At 73.8% G+C, this 17,068-nt stretch carries 14 protein-coding genes; 10 read left to right on the plus strand and 4 right to left on the minus strand.

Translation table 11 applies throughout. The features are described from left to right. The first annotated feature begins 13 nt into the window (after positions 1-13). The 7 genes from ACFVUY_RS35695 to ACFVUY_RS35725 all read left to right on the plus strand — a co-directional run bounded on the left by ACFVUY_RS35695 (position 14) and on the right by ACFVUY_RS35725 (position 9,184). Complete coding sequence (locus ACFVUY_RS35695; RefSeq protein ID WP_387736389.1) at positions 14-2,785, plus strand: SdrD B-like domain-containing protein; 2,772 nt, start codon at positions 14-16, stop codon at positions 2,783-2,785. Between the two features lie 118 nt (positions 2,786-2,903). After that, the gene (locus ACFVUY_RS35700) at positions 2,904-3,713 is read left to right on the plus strand and encodes a hypothetical protein (RefSeq protein WP_359900257.1); all 810 of its coding nucleotides are present in this window, start codon (positions 2,904-2,906) and stop codon (positions 3,711-3,713) included. A gap of 202 nt (positions 3,714-3,915) precedes the next feature. Beyond that, positions 3,916-4,806, plus strand: coding sequence for an ABC transporter substrate-binding protein (locus tag ACFVUY_RS35705; RefSeq protein WP_359900259.1), 891 nt, complete (start codon positions 3,916-3,918; stop codon positions 4,804-4,806). Beyond that, positions 4,793-5,869: an amino acid ABC transporter permease gene (locus tag ACFVUY_RS35710; RefSeq protein WP_387736390.1), complete on the plus strand. Its 1,077-nt coding sequence runs from the start codon at positions 4,793-4,795 to the stop codon at positions 5,867-5,869. The genes ACFVUY_RS35705 and ACFVUY_RS35710 overlap by 14 nt, the downstream gene beginning before the upstream one ends. After that, positions 5,866-6,666: an amino acid ABC transporter ATP-binding protein gene (locus tag ACFVUY_RS35715; RefSeq protein ID WP_387736391.1), complete on the plus strand. Its 801-nt coding sequence runs from the start codon at positions 5,866-5,868 to the stop codon at positions 6,664-6,666. The genes ACFVUY_RS35710 and ACFVUY_RS35715 overlap by 4 nt, the downstream gene beginning before the upstream one ends. Continuing rightward, positions 6,666-8,324, plus strand: a complete 1,659-nt coding sequence (locus ACFVUY_RS35720; RefSeq protein ID WP_387736392.1) for an amidohydrolase family protein — start codon at positions 6,666-6,668, stop codon at positions 8,322-8,324. Before ACFVUY_RS35715 ends, ACFVUY_RS35720 begins: the two co-directional genes overlap by 1 nt. Beyond that, the gene (locus ACFVUY_RS35725; RefSeq protein WP_387736393.1) at positions 8,321-9,184 is read left to right on the plus strand and encodes a serine hydrolase; all 864 of its coding nucleotides are present in this window, start codon (positions 8,321-8,323) and stop codon (positions 9,182-9,184) included. Before ACFVUY_RS35720 ends, ACFVUY_RS35725 begins: the two co-directional genes overlap by 4 nt. A 70-nt stretch (positions 9,185-9,254) precedes the next feature. Here ACFVUY_RS35725 and ACFVUY_RS35730 read toward each other — a convergent pair whose 3' ends face one another. The 3 genes from ACFVUY_RS35730 to lysA form a co-directional block, all read right to left on the minus strand. Continuing rightward, positions 9,255-9,428, minus strand: coding sequence for a hypothetical protein (locus ACFVUY_RS35730; RefSeq protein WP_387693522.1), 174 nt, complete (start codon positions 9,426-9,428; stop codon positions 9,255-9,257). A 97-nt stretch (positions 9,429-9,525) separates the two neighbouring features. After that, positions 9,526-10,452: a LysR family transcriptional regulator gene (locus tag ACFVUY_RS35735; protein WP_387693523.1), complete on the minus strand. Its 927-nt coding sequence runs from the start codon at positions 10,450-10,452 to the stop codon at positions 9,526-9,528. 9 nt (positions 10,453-10,461) lie between these two features. Continuing rightward, a complete protein-coding gene (gene lysA, locus ACFVUY_RS35740; protein ID WP_387736394.1) occupies positions 10,462-11,817 on the minus strand; it encodes a diaminopimelate decarboxylase in 1,356 nt (451 codons plus the stop codon). A gap of 172 nt (positions 11,818-11,989) precedes the next feature. Between lysA and ACFVUY_RS35745 the strand changes: the two genes are divergently transcribed. The 3 genes from ACFVUY_RS35745 (at position 11,990) to ACFVUY_RS35755 (ending at position 14,758) form a co-directional block, all read left to right on the plus strand. Further along, positions 11,990-12,661, plus strand: a complete 672-nt coding sequence (locus ACFVUY_RS35745; RefSeq protein WP_387693525.1) for a GntR family transcriptional regulator — start codon at positions 11,990-11,992, stop codon at positions 12,659-12,661. 105 nt (positions 12,662-12,766) lie between these two features. After that, positions 12,767-14,026: an MFS transporter gene (locus ACFVUY_RS35750; RefSeq protein WP_387736395.1), complete on the plus strand. Its 1,260-nt coding sequence runs from the start codon at positions 12,767-12,769 to the stop codon at positions 14,024-14,026. 162 nt (positions 14,027-14,188) lie between these two features. Next, complete coding sequence (locus ACFVUY_RS35755; RefSeq protein ID WP_387693526.1) at positions 14,189-14,758, plus strand: Uma2 family endonuclease; 570 nt, start codon at positions 14,189-14,191, stop codon at positions 14,756-14,758. Between the two features lie 2 nt (positions 14,759-14,760). On the opposite strand, the gene ACFVUY_RS35760 is transcribed toward ACFVUY_RS35755, so the two are convergent. Beyond that, a complete protein-coding gene (locus ACFVUY_RS35760; protein WP_387736396.1) occupies positions 14,761-16,827 on the minus strand; it encodes an MDR family MFS transporter in 2,067 nt (688 codons plus the stop codon). Positions 16,828-17,068: the final 241 nt, after the last annotated feature.

Below are 17,068 nucleotides of genomic sequence, written 5' to 3' on the forward strand. Positions count from 1 at the left end.
GATGAGAGCAGGGATGACGACGACAAGTGAACGAACCGCCGGTGCCGCGCGCGGCCCCGGCGGGCGGCGGACGGGCCCGCCCGGCCGCCGTGCCACGGGCCTTCGCACCGCGGGCGGCGCGGTGACGCTGGCCGTGCTGGCCGGTTCCTGGTCCCTGGCGGCGGCCCCTCCGGCCTTCCCCCAGACCGGTGACGGCACGGTGGCGGTCCATGTGATCCGGGCCGTGGACACCGACGGTGTGTGGACGCCCGGGCTGGAATCGGGCATGGCGGGCGTGAAGGTGACGCTCACCGACGAGGCCGGGGTCTCCATCGAGGGCACCACGGCGGCGGACGGCACGGTGACGCTGGCACCGGCCGCGAGCAAGCTGACCGGCGGCAAGTACCGGGTCCAGGTGGTGAATCCGAAGCCGGGCGTGCTCTACCCGGCCTTCGCCTCCCGCGAGGGCCTGGACGGCGGGGCGAACAAGCTGAGCTCCAACGAGGAGTTCGTCGACCTCTCCGGCGGCAAGAAGGTGGAGATCACCACCGGGCTCTGGAGCCCGGGTGACTACTGCCAGAAGAACGCGCCGCTGGTGTCGACCTGCCAGAACCCGCCCCGGGAGGGCGACGCCCAGCACACGCTGGTGTCCTTCCCGTACGACTCCCGCGGAACGGCCGGTACCGACTTCACCCTGACCGACGTGGCCACGGCCGGGCAGACCGGCAACCTGTACGGCATCGCCTGGAACAAGGCCGACCGGCGGGTGTTCTCCTCGGCCCAGGCCAAGCGGACCACCAGCTACGGTCCCGGCGGCCCGGGCGGGATCTACGTCACCGACTGGGCGACGAAGAAGACCACGCTGTTCGCCACCGTCCCGGACGCGGGCACCACCCCGCACAGCCCGGGCAACGACGACGACTTCCTGGCCGCGGCGGGCAAGGAGAGCCTCGGCGGCATCAAGATCACCGACGACGGCAAGGACCTCTTCGTCGTCAACCTGCACGACCGCAAGCTCTACCGCTACGACGCCACCGCGGCGACGGCGGCCACGCCCAAGGCCGCCTACGCCATTCCGGACCCGGGCTGCCCGGCGCCGGGAGACTGGCGTCCGTACGGCCTCGGCATCCAGGACGGCGCCGGCTTCCTCGGCGGCGTCTGCTCGGGCGAGTCCACCGGCAAGGCCTCGGACCTGCGGGCCGTGGTGCTGCCGTTCGACCTGGCCACCGGCGCGTTCAAGTCGGCGGTGCTGAACCAGCCGCTCGACTACCCGCGCGGCAACACGGTCGGTACCCCGTGCCCCGGCTCCAGCTGGTTCCCGTGGCAGGACACCTTCCCGACCGCCCAGAACGGCCATGCCTGCGGGGCCAACTACCTGGCCAACCCCGAGCCGGCGGTGGCCGAGATCGCCTTCGAGACCGACGGCTCGATGCTGCTCGCCTTCCGGGACCGCTTCGGCGACCAGTCGGCGGCCGGTCCGACGGCCGGCCAGGGCTCCATGGTCCTGCCCGGCGGCGACCTCCTCAAGGCCTGCCCGGTGAACGGCACCTACGTGCTGGACACCAACCTGGGCTGCGGGTCCACCGCCCGGGGCCAGCGGTTCTTCGACAACAGCCGGATCGGCCACAACAACCCCGCCAATGCCGGGATGGCGTTCTCGAAGGTCGAGGACTCCATCGCGATCTCGGGCTACGACAGCGACAGCAAGGCCTTCGGTTACGGCAGCGCCTTCCAGAAGCGCGACGGCAAGGCGGACGGCGGCGTGCGGCTCAACACGGGCCCGGGCGTCCCGCCGTTCGGCAAGGGCGCCGCGATGGGCGACCTGGAGGTGCTCTGCGACCAGGCTCCGCTCCAGATCGGCAACCGGGTCTGGTACGACCCCGAGCGCAGCGGCCTCCAACTGCCGGGCCAGAAGCCGGTGCCGGGTGCCACCGTCCACCTGTACGACGAGGCGGGGAAGCTCGTCGGCACGACGAAGACGACCAAGCGCGGCGAGTACTACTTCGACGACAGCAACGTCGAGGGCGGCCTCAAGCCGAGGACCAAGTACACGATCAAGCTGGACAACCCGGCGGACTACGCCAAGGACGGCCCCCTCTTCCAGTGGGTGCCGACCGACCACGACGTCGGTGACAACCACTTCATCGACTCCAAGGGCATCGTCCCGAAGGACGGCAGGTTCCCGGAGCGGGCGCTGACCACCGGCGGCCCCGGCGAGAACGACCACACCTACGACTTCGGCTTCCGGCTGCAGGAGGGCGCGCTGCGCCTGGTCAAGCACGACCAGGACGGCAAGCCGCTGGCCGGCGCCAAGTTCCAGCTGTGGCACGAGACCAACGGGACCGACGGGCTCCAGCCGACCGGCGACAAGCCCGACACCAAGGTCGGTGAGCCCTGCACGACCGGTGCCGACGGCATCTGCCAGGGCACCGGCGTGCCGGGGACGTACTACTGGCAGGAGCTGAGCCCGCCGGACGGCTACGCGGCGCCGGAGGTCACCGTCCTCGGGCCGCTGAAGCTGACCTCGGCGAACCTCGACGCCGGTGTGGAGGTGACAGCCGTCAACAAGCTGATCCCCACCCCGACGCCGACCCCGACGCCCACCCCGACCGAGACGCCGACCCCGGCGCCGACGTCGGCGGCTCCGGTGCCCCCGGCCCCGGTGCCCCCGGTGTCCGGGCACCTGCCCAACACCGGTGCGGGTGAAGGGATGCCGATCGTGTTGACCAGCGCGGCGGCGCTGATCGCCCTCGGCACCGCCACGGTGCTGATGGCCCGCAGGCGCAAGGCCGCCCGGCGCGGCTAGCCCCGCGCGGGGTACGTGAAAGGGGCCCGGCAGCGGGCCCGATCGGGCGGGTTCGTGGGACCGTTGGTCCCCGGGCCCGCCCGACTGTCGTGTCCGACCGAGGAAAGGGAGCGGCTGCATGCCCCGCAGGACGAAGGCCGAAGGCCGCGGGCCCCGGCGGTCCCACTGGCTCAAGGCCCTGATCGCGATCGTGGTGTGCGGCGCCGCGGCGGGCGGCGTGGCCGTCTACCGGACGGTCTCCGACGAGGCCGTCGAACGCCCGGTGACCACCGACGAGGCCGGCCGGCTCGCCCTGTCGCGCCTGAACCTCTACCAGGCGAGCCCGGTGGCGGTGACGCTCACGGCCGAGGAGGGCGGGGGCGTCACCATCCGGGTCGACGGGGTCGTCGACTACCGCAACCACCGGGGGGTCGGCCGCTACCGGACCACCGGTGCGAGCGGACCGCTGGACCACGGCCTGATCGTCTGGGACACCGGCGGCCTCGGGCTGGCCCCCGACCGGGCCGGCACCGACACCGCCACCGCCCCCGCCACCGATGCCCCGGCCTGGCAGCAGGCCGAGCGCATCCCGCGCCAGGGCTGGTCACCGCGGACCTACACGGCGGACCCGCTGGACGCCGGACTGAACCTGCTGGTCCAGCTCGGCGCGGACCGCCCCGACAACCCGCTGCTGCTCGCCCAGTCCGGGGCCCGCTGGCTGGGCCGGGACCGGATCGACGGCAAGGGCTACGACCGCTTCGCCGGTCCGCGCGCGCAGGGCTCCGCGCCCGACGGCGCCCGCTCGCCGCTGACCTACTGGGTCGACGGCGACGGCGGGCTGCGCCGGGTCACGATGCGGATGCCGGGGCTGGGGACCCCCACCACCGTCGAGCTCACCGGGCGGCAGGCGGACGCCAAGCTGCCGGAGGCCCCGTGGCTCACCGGCTGACCGGCTGACCGGCTGACAACTGACTGGTTGACCCGGTCGGTCGGGCACGGGCGGGCACGGTCGGGCACGGCCGGAAGTCCGCAGGACAGGGCGGTCAGCCGTACCAAAATCGTTGGTGAGGCAGCAATGGCTTCATCATCTTCCGTTCACCCGGACCCGGCTGCCAGCATCGGCGCACCGTCACCGCCCGAGGGAGTAGCCGATGAACCGCCCCCGTTCCCTGCGCTGTCTGGCCGCACTGTCCCTGGTCGTCCTGGCCGCCACCGCCTGCGGGCGCTCCGACCAGGGCGGCTCCCCGGCCGCCGGCGCGGCGCAGGCCGGACAGAACTCCGGGAAGAGCGCCGCCGAGCTGCTCCCGGCGAAGAACAAGCAGAGCGGCGTCCTCAGAGTGGCCACCTCCGTCGGCTACCCGCCGATGGAGATGTACAAGACCGGCACCACCGAGCTGACCGGGGTCGACCCGGACCTCGCCGCCGCCGTCGCCGGGAGGCTCGGGCTGAAGCTGGAGCTCGCCAACTCCTCCTTCGACGGCCTGATCCCCGGCCTCCAGGCCGGCCGCTACGACCTGGTGATGTCCTCCATGACGGACAGCGCGCAGCGCCGCCAGGCCGTCGACTTCGTCGACTACTTCCGCACCGGCGGCGTGATCATGACGAAGAAGGGCAACCCCGAGGGCATCAAGTCCATCGAGGACCTCTGCGGCAAGAAGGTGGTCCTCGCCAAGGGCAGCTCCAACCTGGAGATCGGCGAGCAGCAGAACGCCAAGTGCGCCACCAGGATGGCGATCTCGCAGAGCGAGGACGCCCCGACCGGGCTGCTCCAGCTGGACAGCGAGCGGGCCGTCGCCACGATCGTGGACTACCCGGTGGCGCAGATGTTCGTGCAGAACAGCGGCTCCTACGAGGTGCTGCCGGAGCAGTACGGCACGGCGCCGTGGGGCATCGCGGTCGCGAAGAAGGACGCCGGGCTGCGCGACGCGGTGCAGAAGGCGCTCCAGGAGCTGATCGAGAGCGGCGAGTACCGCAAGGTGCTGGACACCTACCAGGTCGGCGGCAGCGCGGTGGAGCGCGCCACCGTCAATGCGGCGCAGTGAGAACGGCGGCACCGACGAGATGAGCACCGACATGAGAGACCCCGGGATCCCCGCCGGCCCCGAGATTCCCGCTGAGCCCGCGATCCCCGCCGACCCCGCGACGCCCGCCCCGGCACCCCGAACGGCCGCCGCGGGCCCCGTCGACGACGACCTGGCCTTCGAGGTGACCGGCCGGCCCCGCCCGGCACGCTGGTTCGCCGTGCTGGCGGCCGCCTTCGTCGCCGTCTGGCTCGCCTGGACCGTCATCGTCAACCCCAACCTGCACTGGGACATCGTCGCCAAGTACCAGTTCGACGGCGTGATCCTGGAAGGGCTCTGGGTGACGGTCCAACTCACCCTGATCTCCCAGGCGGTGGGCATCGTCATCGGCGTGGTGGCCGCGGTGATGCAGCTGTCCGACAGCCCGGTGCTGCGGACCACCGCCGGCGCGTACACCTGGTTCTTCCGCGGCACCCCGCTGCTGGTCCAGCTGATCTTCTGGTTCAACCTGGCGCTGCTCTTCCCGGAGATCAGCATCGGCATCCCGTTCGACGGGCCCAAGCTGGTCAGCTGGCAGTCCAACACCCTGATCACCGGCTTCGTGGCGGCGCTGCTCGGCCTGTCGATCAACGAGGGCGCCTACATGTCCGAGATCGTCCGGGCCGGCATCCAGAGCGTCGACCCAGGGCAGCGCGAGGCGGGCGCCTCGCTGGGCATGTCCAACCGGCAGATCCTCACCCGGGTGGTGCTGCCGCAGGCGATGCGGGTGATCATCCCGCCGTTCGGCAACCAGTTCATCTCGATGCTGAAGACCACCTCGCTGGTCTCCGTCATCGCCGGCGCCGACCTGATGACCGTCTCCCAGCACCTCTACCTCGCCAACTTCGAGGTGATCGCGCTGCTGATCGTCGCGTCCATCTGGTACCTGGTGCTCACCACCGTCGCGAGCGTCGCCCAGCACGCGGTGGAGCGGAGGTTCAACCCGGCCGGCGCCCCGCCGGCGCTGCACCGCCGGGTGCTGGCCAACCTGCGCCCGGGGCGCGGCGGAGCGGGAAAGCGCGTGAAGAAGGGGGAGGTCAAGTGACGACCACGGACCTGGGGAAGCCGGCCGCCGAGGTGGTCCTGTCGGCCCGGAAGGTGCGCAAGCGGTTCGGGGACCTGGAGGTGCTGCGCGGCATCGACCTGGAGGTCCGGGCGGGGGAGGTGCTCTGCGTGATCGGCCCCTCCGGCTCCGGCAAGTCCACCCTGCTGCGCTGCTTCAACCACCTGGAGAAGATCGACGCCGGGCGGATCGAGGTGGACGGCGAACCGGTCGGCTACGAGTCGTACGGCGCCTCCGGCAGCAGGCTGCGCGAGCGTCGGCCGCGCGACATCCGCCACCAGCGCGAGCGGATCGGCATGGTCTTCCAGCGCTTCCACCTCTTCCCGCACCGCACCGCGCTCCAGAACGTCATGGAGGGCCCGATCGCGGTCAAGGGCCGCCCCCGCGGGGAGGCCGAGCGCCGGGCCCGCGAACTGCTCGCCCGGGTCGGCCTGGCCGACCGCGCCGACCACTACCCGGCCCAGCTCTCCGGCGGCCAGCAGCAGCGGGTCGCGATCGCCCGGGCGCTGGCCATGGAGCCGACCCTGATGCTCTTCGACGAGCCCACCTCCGCGCTCGACCCGGAGCTGGTCGGCGAGGTGCTCGGGGTGATGCGCGACCTCGCCCGCAGCGGCATGACGATGATCGTCGTCACCCACGAGATGGGCTTCGCCCGCGAGGTCGCCGACCGGGTCGTCTTCATGGACCAGGGCGCCGTCGTGGAGGCCGGCAGCCCGGCCGAGGTGTTCACCGCCCCGCGGCACGACCGCACCCGGGCCTTCCTCTCGACGGTGCTCTGATGGGAGCGATGGGACTGATGGGAGCGGACGTGACCACGACCCCGGTCGACCTGCTGCTGCGCGGCGCCACCCTGGTGGACGGCACCGGGGCGCCCGCCCGTCCGGCCGACCTCGCCGTCGCCGACGGCCGGGTCACCGTACTGCCGCCCGGCACCGCCGTGACCGCGGCCGAGACCCTGGACGTCACCGGGCGGGTCGTCACCCCCGGCTTCATCGACGTCCACACCCACTCGGACGCGCTCGCCGCCCCCTTCGGCGGCGGCACCCACACCGACGGCGACGCCCTGGACGAGCTGCGGCTGGCCCCGCTGCTCCAGGGCGTCACCACCGAGATCAGCGGCAACTGCGGGATCAGCCTGTTCCCGGCGCTGCCCGGGCGGCTGCCCGAACTGGCCGAGCACCTGCGGGTCTCCTTCGGCCTCGGACCGGTGCTGCCCGCCGAGGACTTCGACGCCTTCGCCGCCGGCCAGCGGCCCGAACTGCGCCGCAACCACATCGCCTCGCTGGTCGGCCACGGCACGCTGCGCGCCGGAGTGATGGGCTTCGAGGACCGCCCGCCCACCGATCAGGAGCTGGCCGCCATGTGCGGGCTGCTCGACCGGGCACTGGCCCAGGGCGCGGCCGGACTCTCCACCGGGCTGATCTACCCGCCCGGCGTCTACGCGGACACCGAGGAGATCGTGGCCCTGGCGAAGGTCGCCGCGCGGCACGGCAAGCCGTACGTGACGCACCTGCGCGACGAGATGTCCCAGGTGGAGAAGGCGCTGGAGGAGGCGCTGGAGATCGCGGTGCGCTCCGGCGCCCCGCTCCAGGTCTCCCACCACAAGACCGCCGGGCGGCACGCCTGGGGCGCCACCCTGCGGACCCTGCCGCGCCTGGAGCAGGCCCGCGCCGAGGGCGTGGACGTGCTCTGCGACGTCTACCCGTACACCGCCGGCAGCACCGTGCTGCACGCAATGCTGCCGCCGTGGACCAGCGAGGGCGGGCCGGCCGCGCTGCTGGAGCGGCTGCGCAGCAAGGAGGTGCGGGACCGGATCCGGGCGGACATCGCGCACGGCGTCGAGGGCTGGGAGAACACCGTCGGCAACGGCGGCTGGGACCTGATCTCGGTGGCCGCCGCGCCCGCCCGCCGGACGGCCGAGGGCCGCCGGATCGCCGACCTGGCCGCCGAGCGCGGCGCCGACCCGGTGGACCTCGTCTGCGACCTGCTGCTGGAGGCGCAGGGCGAGGTGACCATCATCAGCCACTCGATGCGCGAGGACGACGTCCGCCGGGTGCTGGCCAGCCCGCTGTCGATGATCGGCTCGGACGGGGTGCCCAAACCCGGCCGCCCGCACCCCCGCTGGGCGGGCAGCTTCGCCCGGGTGCTCGGTCACTACGGGCGCGAGCAGGGGCTGCTGCCACTGGAGCTCGCGGTGCACAAGATGACCGGCCTGCCCGCCGAACGGTTCCGGCTGGCCGGGCGCGGCGTGGTCCGGGACGGCGCCGTCGCGGACCTGGTGGTGCTCGACCCGGCGGCCGTCCTGGACGGCGCGACCTTCGAGCGGCCGCTGCTGCCGCCGGTGGGCGTGGAGGCCGTCGTGGTGGCCGGGCGGGTCGCGGTGCGCGGCGGCCGGCCGACCGCGATCCGGGCCGGAGAGGTGGTGCGGGTCCGATGAGCCTCGCCCAGGTGGCCGCCGCCGCGCGCAGCTCCGCGGCGCTGCCGCTGACCCTCGCGGTGGCCGCCGTCGACGTGGACGCCGCCGAGGCGGACCGTGGAGTCGACGCCGGTGCGGTCGGGGTGGACGACACCGTCGTCCTGCCTGTCGCCAGCGCCTCCAAGCTGCTGCTGCTCGCCGAGGTCGCCCGGCGGCTGGAATCCGGGGAACTGACGGCCGGACAGCCGGTGGAGATCCTCCCCGAGGACGTCACCGGCGGCACCGGCCTGCTCGGCCGGCTGAGCCGCCCCGACTGGACGGTGGAGGACCTGGCCTGGCTGACCGCCGCGGTCAGCGACAACACCGCCACCAACGCCCTGCTGCGGCTGGTCGGCCTGCCGGCCACCGCCCGGCTGGCGCGCGAGCTCGGACTGGAACGGCTCACCCTGCACGACCGGGTGCGCGACGAGCGCGGGCCGGACGTCCCGCCGGTCTTCGCCACCGGCACCGCCCGCGACCTGGCCCGGCTGGTGGCCCTCGCGGTCCGGGGCACCATGGCAGGCCCGGCCGCCTCGGCCCGGCTGCTCGGCTGGATGCGCGCCAACACCGACCACGGCCTGGTGCCCGCGCTGATCGACCACGACCCGTTCGCCCCCGGCTTCCCCGCGCCGCTGCCCGGCCGCCTGCTGGTCGCCAACAAGACCGGCACGGACACCGGGGTACGGGCCGACGCGGGCGTCATCGTGGGCGCCCGCCGGGTGGCCTACGCGGTCGTCGCGCACTGGGACGTGGCGCTCGGGCCCAGCACCGAACGGGCCGCCGTGCACGCCATCCGGGACGTCGGCCGCGCCCTCGCGGCCTGGGCCCAGCGACCCGCCTGAACCGGCCGGCCTGCGCCGAACCGCCAGAGCCGGCCGGCCTGAGCCGACCCGCCTGAGCCAGCGGGTGGGCTCAACGGCCGGTCGGCTCCGAGCGGTTCGGCGTGTGTCCGCCCGCGGTGGAGTCCTCGGCCTCCTCGGCGACGACGGAGGTCGAGGCGTGCCGGTCGTGGGTCGTCGCCGCCGTCGCCGCGACGGACAGCAGGGCCGCGGCGGCGACCAGGAGTGCGGAGATCCGGCGGATCACGGGGTTCCCCCTCGGTGGACGGGTGCTGGCGGGTGCAGCATCGCACAGCCGCGGCCCGCCGCACAGAGCCGGGAACCGTACAGCGCCGCGGGGGAGGTCAGGCGCCCCACCGCATGTCCAGCAGCGACCTGATCTCCCCGGCGGCGGAGCCGAGTTCGGCGAGGAAGGCGCGCAGCACCGGATTGCGGTTGGTGGGCCGGGTGGCCACCCCGATCCGGCGGTACAGCTGCGGATGGTCCAGCCGGCACACGTGCACCCCGGCGCTGTCGGCCAGGCCGAGCGCCGGGATCAGCGCGACGCCCATGCCGGCCCGTGCGAGGTTGATGGTCACCTGGTAGTGGTCGCTGCGGCAGCGCACCCGGGGGCGGAACCCCTCGGCGGCGCAGGCGCGTTCGAGCACCGGCTCGCCGGTGCTGCCGCCGTGGGTGCCGATCCAGCTCTCGCCCTCCAGCTCGGCCAGCCGCACCACCGAGCGCCGCCCGAGCCGGTGCCGCAGCGGCACCACGACCAGCTGCGGCTCGTCGAAGTACATCCGCACGTCCACCGCCGCCCGGCGGCACCACGGGTCCAGCGGGTGCTCGAAGACGACGGCCGCGTCCAGTCGGCCGGCCTCCAGGTCCGGGACCAGCTCGTGCGGCTGGCCCATGATGAGTTCCAGCTCCACCTGCGGGTGCCCGGCGGCGAAGGCGGCCAGCGCCCGGGGCAGCAGGTCCAGTCCGGCGGAGGCGAAGAAGCCGATCCGCAGCACGCCGGCCGCGGCCTGGGCGTGCGCCCGCAGGTCGTCCTGGGCGACGGCCATCAGATCGGCGATCGCCTGGGCGTGCTCGGCCAGCCGGACACCCGCGGGCGTCAGGCGCAGGGACTGCGGGGCCCGTTCCACCAGCGCGACACCCAGCTCCTGCTCCAGACGGGCGAGCTGGTGCGAGATGGCGGACGGGCTCAGGTGCAGGGCCTGTGCCGCGGCCACGATGGTGCCCCGGCGGGCGATCTCCAGGAGGACGTGCAGTCGGGCGCTGTTCAGCATCGGCCCAGGTTAGGCCGTGTGCGCCGGGAGGGCGGCCACCGGTTCCCCGGTCGGTCGCGCCGTCCCGTCGGCGGCGGTGTCCAGCCGGAGCAGGTCGTGCTCGGTCTCCCGGCGCACCACCACGCGGGCCTCGCCGTCGCGGACGAAGACCACGGCGGGCCGCGGCAGCTTGTTGTAGTTGGACGCCATGGCGTAGCCGTAGGCGCCGGTCACCGGGGTCGCCAGCAGGTCGCCGACCCGGAGGTCGGCGGGGAGCGCGGCGTCGTCGATGATCACGTCGCCGCTCTCGCAGTGCTTGCCGACCAGCCGGGCGCGCCGCGGGCGGGGCGCCTCGGGGCAGCGCGGCAGGAAGGCCTCGTAGCGGGCGCCGTACAGGGCGGGGCGCAGGTTGTCGCTCATCCCGCCGTCCACGCTGACGTAGGTGCGCACGCCCTCGATCCGCTTGACGGTGCCGACCCGGTACAGGGTCAGCCCGGCCCGGGCGGCTATCGACCGGCCGGGCTCGACGCCCACCGGGCCGTTCCAGCCGGCGCCGCGCACCGCCGCGCGGACCCGCTCGGCCCAGTCCGCGAAGGAGGGGGCGCTCTGCCCGCCCAGGTACGCCACGCCCAGGCCGCCGCCGACGGTCAGCCGGCGCAGGCCGTGCTCCACCGCGAACCGGGCCACCGCGGCGGCGCCGTCGGCCAGCTCGGCCGGGTCCAGCACCTGAGACCCGACGTGGGCGTGGACGCCCTCCAGCCGTACGGCGGCGCAGGCCCCGGCCCGGCGCACCGCGGCCGCGGCGGCGCCGTCGGCCAGGCCGAAGCCGAACTTGGAGTCGTGGCCGCCGGTCCGGATGGCCTGGTGGGCGCCGGCCGCGACGCCGGGCGCCACCCGCAGCTGGATCCGGGCCGGGGGCAGGCCCTCCTCGTGGTGCAGCCGTTCGATCCGGTCCAGCTCGTCGAAGCTGTCCACCACGATGTGGCGCAGGCCGACGGTGAGCGCGGTGCGCAGTTCGGCCTCGTCCTTGTTGTTGCCGTGCAGCACGATCCGGTCCGGGTCGACCCCGGCGTACAGGGCGGTGCGCAGTTCGCCGCCGGAGGCGACGTCCAGCAGCAGGCCCTCCTCGGCGGCCAGGCGGGCCATCGCGGTGCACAGGAAGGCCTTGGAGGCGTAGGCGACGTTGCCCCGGCCGAAGGCGGCCACCGCCTCGCGGCAGCGGCGGCGCAGGTGCTCCTCGTCGTAGACGAACAGCGGCGTGCCGTACCGGCGGGCCGCCTCGTCCAGGAGCACCCCGCCGACGGACAGGCCCTCGGGGCGGAACTCGGCGGTGAGCGGCAGCAGGCCCGGGTCGACGGGCGACAGGGCTGGCGACACAGGGGACACGGCTTTCCTCCCGAGGAGCTGGTTGGCCCCGCCCATCCTCGGTCCTGCGGAGGGGGTGAGAAAGCGCATTCTTCCGGCCCTGAGCAGTACGGAAACCGATGCTCCGTCCTGCGGGCGGCCCTGTCCGGAGCCTTGCATCTAAGCTTGCATCTATGGTGCTACGGTGTGGTCCATGGCCGACACCCCGCCTCCCGCCCGCGTCCCGGTCCCCGCCCGCGTCCCGGCCGCGGACCGCGCGTACGAACTGACCAAGGACCTCATCCTCGGCGGCGGCCTCCCCGGCGGGACGCTGATCAGCGAGGGCGAGATCGCCGAGCGCACCTCGCTCAGCCGCACCCCGGTCCGGGAGGCCTTCCTGCGGCTCCAGGCCGAAGGACTGCTCCAGCTCTTCCCCAAGCGCGGAGCCGTCGTGGTGCCGGTCGGCCCCGGCGAGGCCGAGGACGTGCTGGAGCTGCGCGAGGCGCTGGAGAGCACCGCGGTACGCCGGATCACCCGCCGCGCCGAGCCGCTCGACGACCTGCTGCGGCAGCTGACCGACCTGATCGACCAGCAGCGCGAACCCGCCCGCCGGGCCGACCTCGGCGCCTTCGCCGACGCCGACGAGGCCTTCCACCGGGGCATCGTGACGGCCTCCGGCAACGCGCTCGCCGAGCGCTTCTACGAGACGCTGCGCGACCGCCAGCGGCGGATGGCCGTGCAGTTGCTCCAGGTGCGGCCGGAGCGGCGGCCGCAGCGGCTGGCCGCGCTGGTCGAGGAGCACACCGCGCTGGTCGAGCGCATCGCGGCCCGCGACGCCGCCGGCTTCACCGAGGCGCTGCGCGCCCACCTGGACGCGCACCGCTGAGCCACCGCACCGCCGAGCCACTCCTCCCTCTCTTCCCCCGCGCGGCGACGGCCGCGCACCCCGACGGACCGCCGGGACCACCATCCGACAAGGAGCAGCACCACCATGAGCACCACCCGGCCACCGTCCGCCGGTCCCGTCGCGCCCACCGATCGGGGGAGGCCCTGGCTGGTCGCGGCCCTGGCCATGCTCTGCTGCGGCTGGGGCGGCAACCAGTTCACCCCGCTGCTGCTGATGTACCGCCACCTCGGCGGCTACTCCGAGGTCACCGTCGACGCCTTCCTGGGGGCCTACGTCCTCGGGCTGGTCCCCGGACTGCTGGTCGGCGGCGCGGCCTCGGACCGCTACGGGCGCCGTCCGCTGATGATCGGCGCGGTCGTCGCCTCGCTCGCCGCCAGCGGTGTGCTGTGCGGCGGCGTCACGGGCGAACTCCCCATCTACGCCGGGCGGTTCCTCACCGGCACAGCCGTCGGCATCGCGATGGCCGTCGGCACCAGCTGGGTCAAGGAGCTCTCCCAGGCCCCGCACGACCCGGCCGCCGACCAGGGCGCCGGCGCCCGCCGTGCCTCCCTCGCCCTCACCGTCGGCTTCGGCCTCGGCGCCGGCGTGGCCGGCGCGCTCGCCCAGTGGGGCCCCTGGCCGATGGTCACCCCGTACCTCGCCCACCTGCTGGTCACCCTGCCCGCGCTGTTCCTGCTCCCGAAGGCCGTCGAGACCCGGGCCCGCTCGGCCGCCGTCCGCAGCCTCTGGGCCGACCTCAAGGTCCCGGCGGCCGGGCACCGGCGCTTCCTGCGGGTGGTCCTGCCGATGGCCCCGTGGGTGTTCGGCTCGGCCGGCGTCGCGTACGCGGTGACCCCGCAGCTGGTCGGCGACCGGCTCGGCGACTGGTCGCTGGCCTACGCGACCCTGCTGACCGTCCTCACCCTCGGCACCGGCGCCCTGGTCCAGCCCCTCGCCAAGCGCCTGGACTCGCTGAACTCGGCGCGCGGCGTCGTCGTCTCCATGGTGCTGATGGCCTGCGGCATGGCCGTCTGCGCCGGCGACGCGGCGGTGCGCTCCCCGCTGCTCGGCCTCGGTGGGGCGGTCCTCCTCGGCGCCGCCTACGGCATCGGCGTCGTCTCCGGGCTGCTGGAGATCCAGCGCCTCGTCACCCCCGACGACCTGGCCGGCATCACCGGCGTCTACTACGCCCTCTGCTACTCCGGCTTCCTGCTGCCCGCCGTGCTCGCGGCGCTCTCCTCCCTGGCCTCCTACACCGTGATGCTCTCGGCGGTGACCGCCCTCGCCCTCGCCAGCCTCGCCGTGATCGCCTTCTCCTCCCGCCGCACCGCCCCCGCCCCGGTCCCGGCGGAAGCCTCCCGCTGACCCCACCACCGCCGCCGCCCCCGCCCGTTCCCGGGCGGGGGCGCAGAACGCTCTGCGAACCGGAAACCCACGGACATGAGCGGTCACGGCACGTCCAATTCCGGTCGGTCGGCCGGACGGTGGCATGGTCTGAGGGAGAATCACGGAGGAAGGAGACACGTTGTGAGTACGGCACCCCATGTCCCTGGCGACTACAGCACCGTCAGCGACCCCGAGAAGGCGTTGAAGTATGCGATCCGGCACATCGCGGGCGACCGGACCGAGATCATCGAGGGAGTCATCACCCCTATGTCGCCGTCATGGGCGCACGAGTCCGCTGCCGAGTTCGTCCGTCGTCAGCTCGGGCCTCGGATGGACGAACTCGACCTGGTGTCCGGTTCCGGCAATCTCGATCTGCCCGGTAGCGAGAACTGGTACATCCCGGATCTGGCCATCGTGCCCGCCGAACTCGCGATGAAGACCGAGGGCGCGCTGCTGCCCGATCAGACCCTCCTGATCGTCGAGGTCAGTTCTCCGTCGAACGCGGAGACCGACCGCGTCGTCAAGCGCCGCCGCTACGGTCAGTACGGCGCCCCGTTCTACCTCCTCATCGACCGGCAGAACCGCAGCTGCACCCTGTACAGCGAGCCGACCCGTCTCGGCTACGCCGCAGAGAGCGGGCCGCACCCCTTCGGCACGCCCGTTCCCCTCCCGGCGCCCTTCGACCTGGAGCTCGACACCTCCCGGCTGTAGGGCTAGACCTTCGCGTCGTCCTTGGGGCGGGCGTGGGCGGGGAGGCCGTTGGTGAGGTCCTCGACCAGGAGGCGCCAGGCGATGGCGTCGGCGGCGGCGCGCAGTTGGGGGCTGCGGGGGCGGCCGGCGTCGGCGTCGAGGCGGGCGTTGAGCCAGTCGGACCAGGCGTGGGCGAGGGTGCGGACCTCGTGGGTGCCGGCCTCGGTGGGGGAGAGGGCGTCGCCCTCGCGCAGGAGGTAGCCCTCGGCGGCCATCCGGTCGAAGACCGGCTCCAGCACCTCGGGCGGCACCCGCTTGCGGGCGGCGATGAGGTCGAGCGAGGCGTGGCCGACGGCCCTGGTGTGGCCGGCCACCTCCATCAGCGCCCAGGCCCCGGCCAGGTCCACCCGGGCGCCGGCGCCGGCGACGATCGTCCGGACGGCGTCGAGGTCCACCCCGCGCACGATCCGGCAGACCGAGTACTCCAGGTGCGGGTCGGAGTCGGCGGTGGTCGGCTGGGCGAAGGCCTCGCCCATGTCGGTGGAGCCCGCCCGGGCGGTGTCGCGCAGCTGCACCTGTTTGAGGAAGAGCGCCACCACGAAGCCGACCACGGCCACCGGGATGGTCCACAGGTACACGGTGTGCAGGGCGTCGGAGTAGGCCTGGACGATCGGCGCGGCCTGGTCGGCGGGCAGTTGGTGCAGGCCCTGGGGGCTCTGCGCGGCCTGGCTGAGCACGGCCGGGTCGGCGCCGGTCAGCCGGGCGGCGGTGGCGATCCCCTCGGCGAGTTCGGTCTGCAGGCTGTTGGCGTAGATGGTGCCGAACACCGCGGTGCCGAAGGAGCTGCCGATGGTGCGGAAGAAGGTCACCCCGGAGGTGGCGGTGCCGAGGTCGGCGTAGTCGACGGTGTTCTGCACGGCGATGGTGAGCACCTGCATGCTCAGCCCGATGCCGACGCCGAGCACGAACATGTAGAGCGAGGCCAGTGCGGAGCCGGTGTCGGGCTCCAGCCGGGAGAGCAGGTAGAGGCCGAGCGCCATCACCGCCGTGCCGACGATCGGGAACACCCGGTACTTCCCGGTCTTGCTGACCGCGTTGCCGCTGGCGATCGAGGCGATCAGCAGACCGATCACCATCGGCAGCGTCCGCACGCCGGAGACGGTCGCCGAGTCGCCGTCCACGTACTGGAGGAAGGTCGGCAGGAAGGTCAGCGCGCCGAGCATGGCGAAGCCGACGATGAAGCTGAGCACCGAGCAGACCGTGAACACCGGGTTGCGGAACAGCCGCATCGGCAGCATCGGTTCGACGGCCCGGGTCTCCACCCAGCAGAACAGGCCGAGCGCCAGCGCGCCGCCGACGAACAGGCCGATGATCACCCCGGAGCTCCAGGCGTACTGGTTGCCGCCCCAACTGGTCGCCAGGATCAGCGCGCCGGCGCCGACCGCGACCAGCACGATGCCCAGGTAGTCGACGACCGGGCGGGTCGCCGAGCGGACCGAGGGGATGGTCCGGGCGGCCAGGAGGACCACCACGACCGCGATCGGCACGTTGACGTAGAACGCCCAGCGCCAGGACAGGTGGTCGGTGAACAGCCCGCCCAGCAGCGGCCCGATCACCGTGGCCACGCCGAACACCGCACCGATCGCGCCCTGGTACTTGCCGCGCTCGCGCAGCGGGATGACGTCCGCGATCAGCGCCATGGAGGTGACCATCAGGCCGCCCGCGCCGAAGCCCTGCACGGCGCGCCAGGTGATCAGCAGGGTCATGTCGGTGGCCAGACCGCACAGGAACGAGCCGCCGACGAAGACGATCGCCGAGACCTGGAACAGCAGCTTGCGCCCGTACAGGTCGCCGAACTTGCCGGCCAGCACGGTGGCCACCGTCTCGGCCAGCAGGTAGGAGGTCACCACCCAGGACATGTGCGCGGCTCCGCCGAGGTCCGCGACGATGGTGGGCAGGGCGGTGCCGACGATGGTCTGGTCGAGGGCGGCCAGCAGCATGCCGAGCACGATGGTGGCGAAGACGACGTTCCGCTGCCGGACGTCCAGCACCGGAGGGGCGGAGGGCGGGGTCTCGGTGGCGACGGTCATGCCGTCAGCCTCCGGGGTGCGGACGGCGGTCGCGATCCGGTTCGGCCGTTCGGGTGAGGACGGGCGGCGGCGGCCCGGGCGGCGCCCCCGAGTGCCGGGCCGAGTGCCGGGCCGGGCGGGGGCGCGAGCGGGGGCGCGAGCGGGGGCGCGAGCGGTGGCCCGGGTGGCGGCCCCGGGAGGCCCGGGCGACGATGGGCCGAACGAAGCCGACCGACGACGGGCCGAACGAAGCCGACCGGAG

It is taken from the genome of Kitasatospora sp. NPDC058063, assembly GCF_042885395.1.
GTDB classification, from domain to species: domain Bacteria; phylum Actinomycetota; class Actinomycetes; order Streptomycetales; family Streptomycetaceae; genus Kitasatospora; species Kitasatospora lactacystinica.

Coding starts and splice junctions, on each gene's coding strand:
- ACFVUY_RS35735 (WP_387693523.1), bottom strand. CDS start 10,452: ATGCTGAACAGCGCCCGACTGCACGTCCTCCTGGAGATCGCCCGCCGG.
- ACFVUY_RS35725 (WP_387736393.1), top strand. CDS start 8,321: ATGAGCCTCGCCCAGGTGGCCGCCGCCGCGCGCAGCTCCGCGGCGCTG.
- ACFVUY_RS35760 (WP_387736396.1), bottom strand. CDS start 16,827: ATGACCGTCGCCACCGAGACCCCGCCCTCCGCCCCTCCGGTGCTGGAC.
- ACFVUY_RS35710 (WP_387736390.1), top strand. CDS start 4,793: ATGCGGCGCAGTGAGAACGGCGGCACCGACGAGATGAGCACCGACATG.
- ACFVUY_RS35700 (WP_359900257.1), top strand. CDS start 2,904: ATGCCCCGCAGGACGAAGGCCGAAGGCCGCGGGCCCCGGCGGTCCCAC.
- ACFVUY_RS35745 (WP_387693525.1), top strand. CDS start 11,990: ATGGCCGACACCCCGCCTCCCGCCCGCGTCCCGGTCCCCGCCCGCGTC.
- ACFVUY_RS35720 (WP_387736392.1), top strand. CDS start 6,666: ATGGGAGCGATGGGACTGATGGGAGCGGACGTGACCACGACCCCGGTC.
- ACFVUY_RS35695 (WP_387736389.1), top strand. CDS start 14: ATGACGACGACAAGTGAACGAACCGCCGGTGCCGCGCGCGGCCCCGGC.
- ACFVUY_RS35705 (WP_359900259.1), top strand. CDS start 3,916: ATGAACCGCCCCCGTTCCCTGCGCTGTCTGGCCGCACTGTCCCTGGTC.
- ACFVUY_RS35750 (WP_387736395.1), top strand. CDS start 12,767: ATGAGCACCACCCGGCCACCGTCCGCCGGTCCCGTCGCGCCCACCGAT.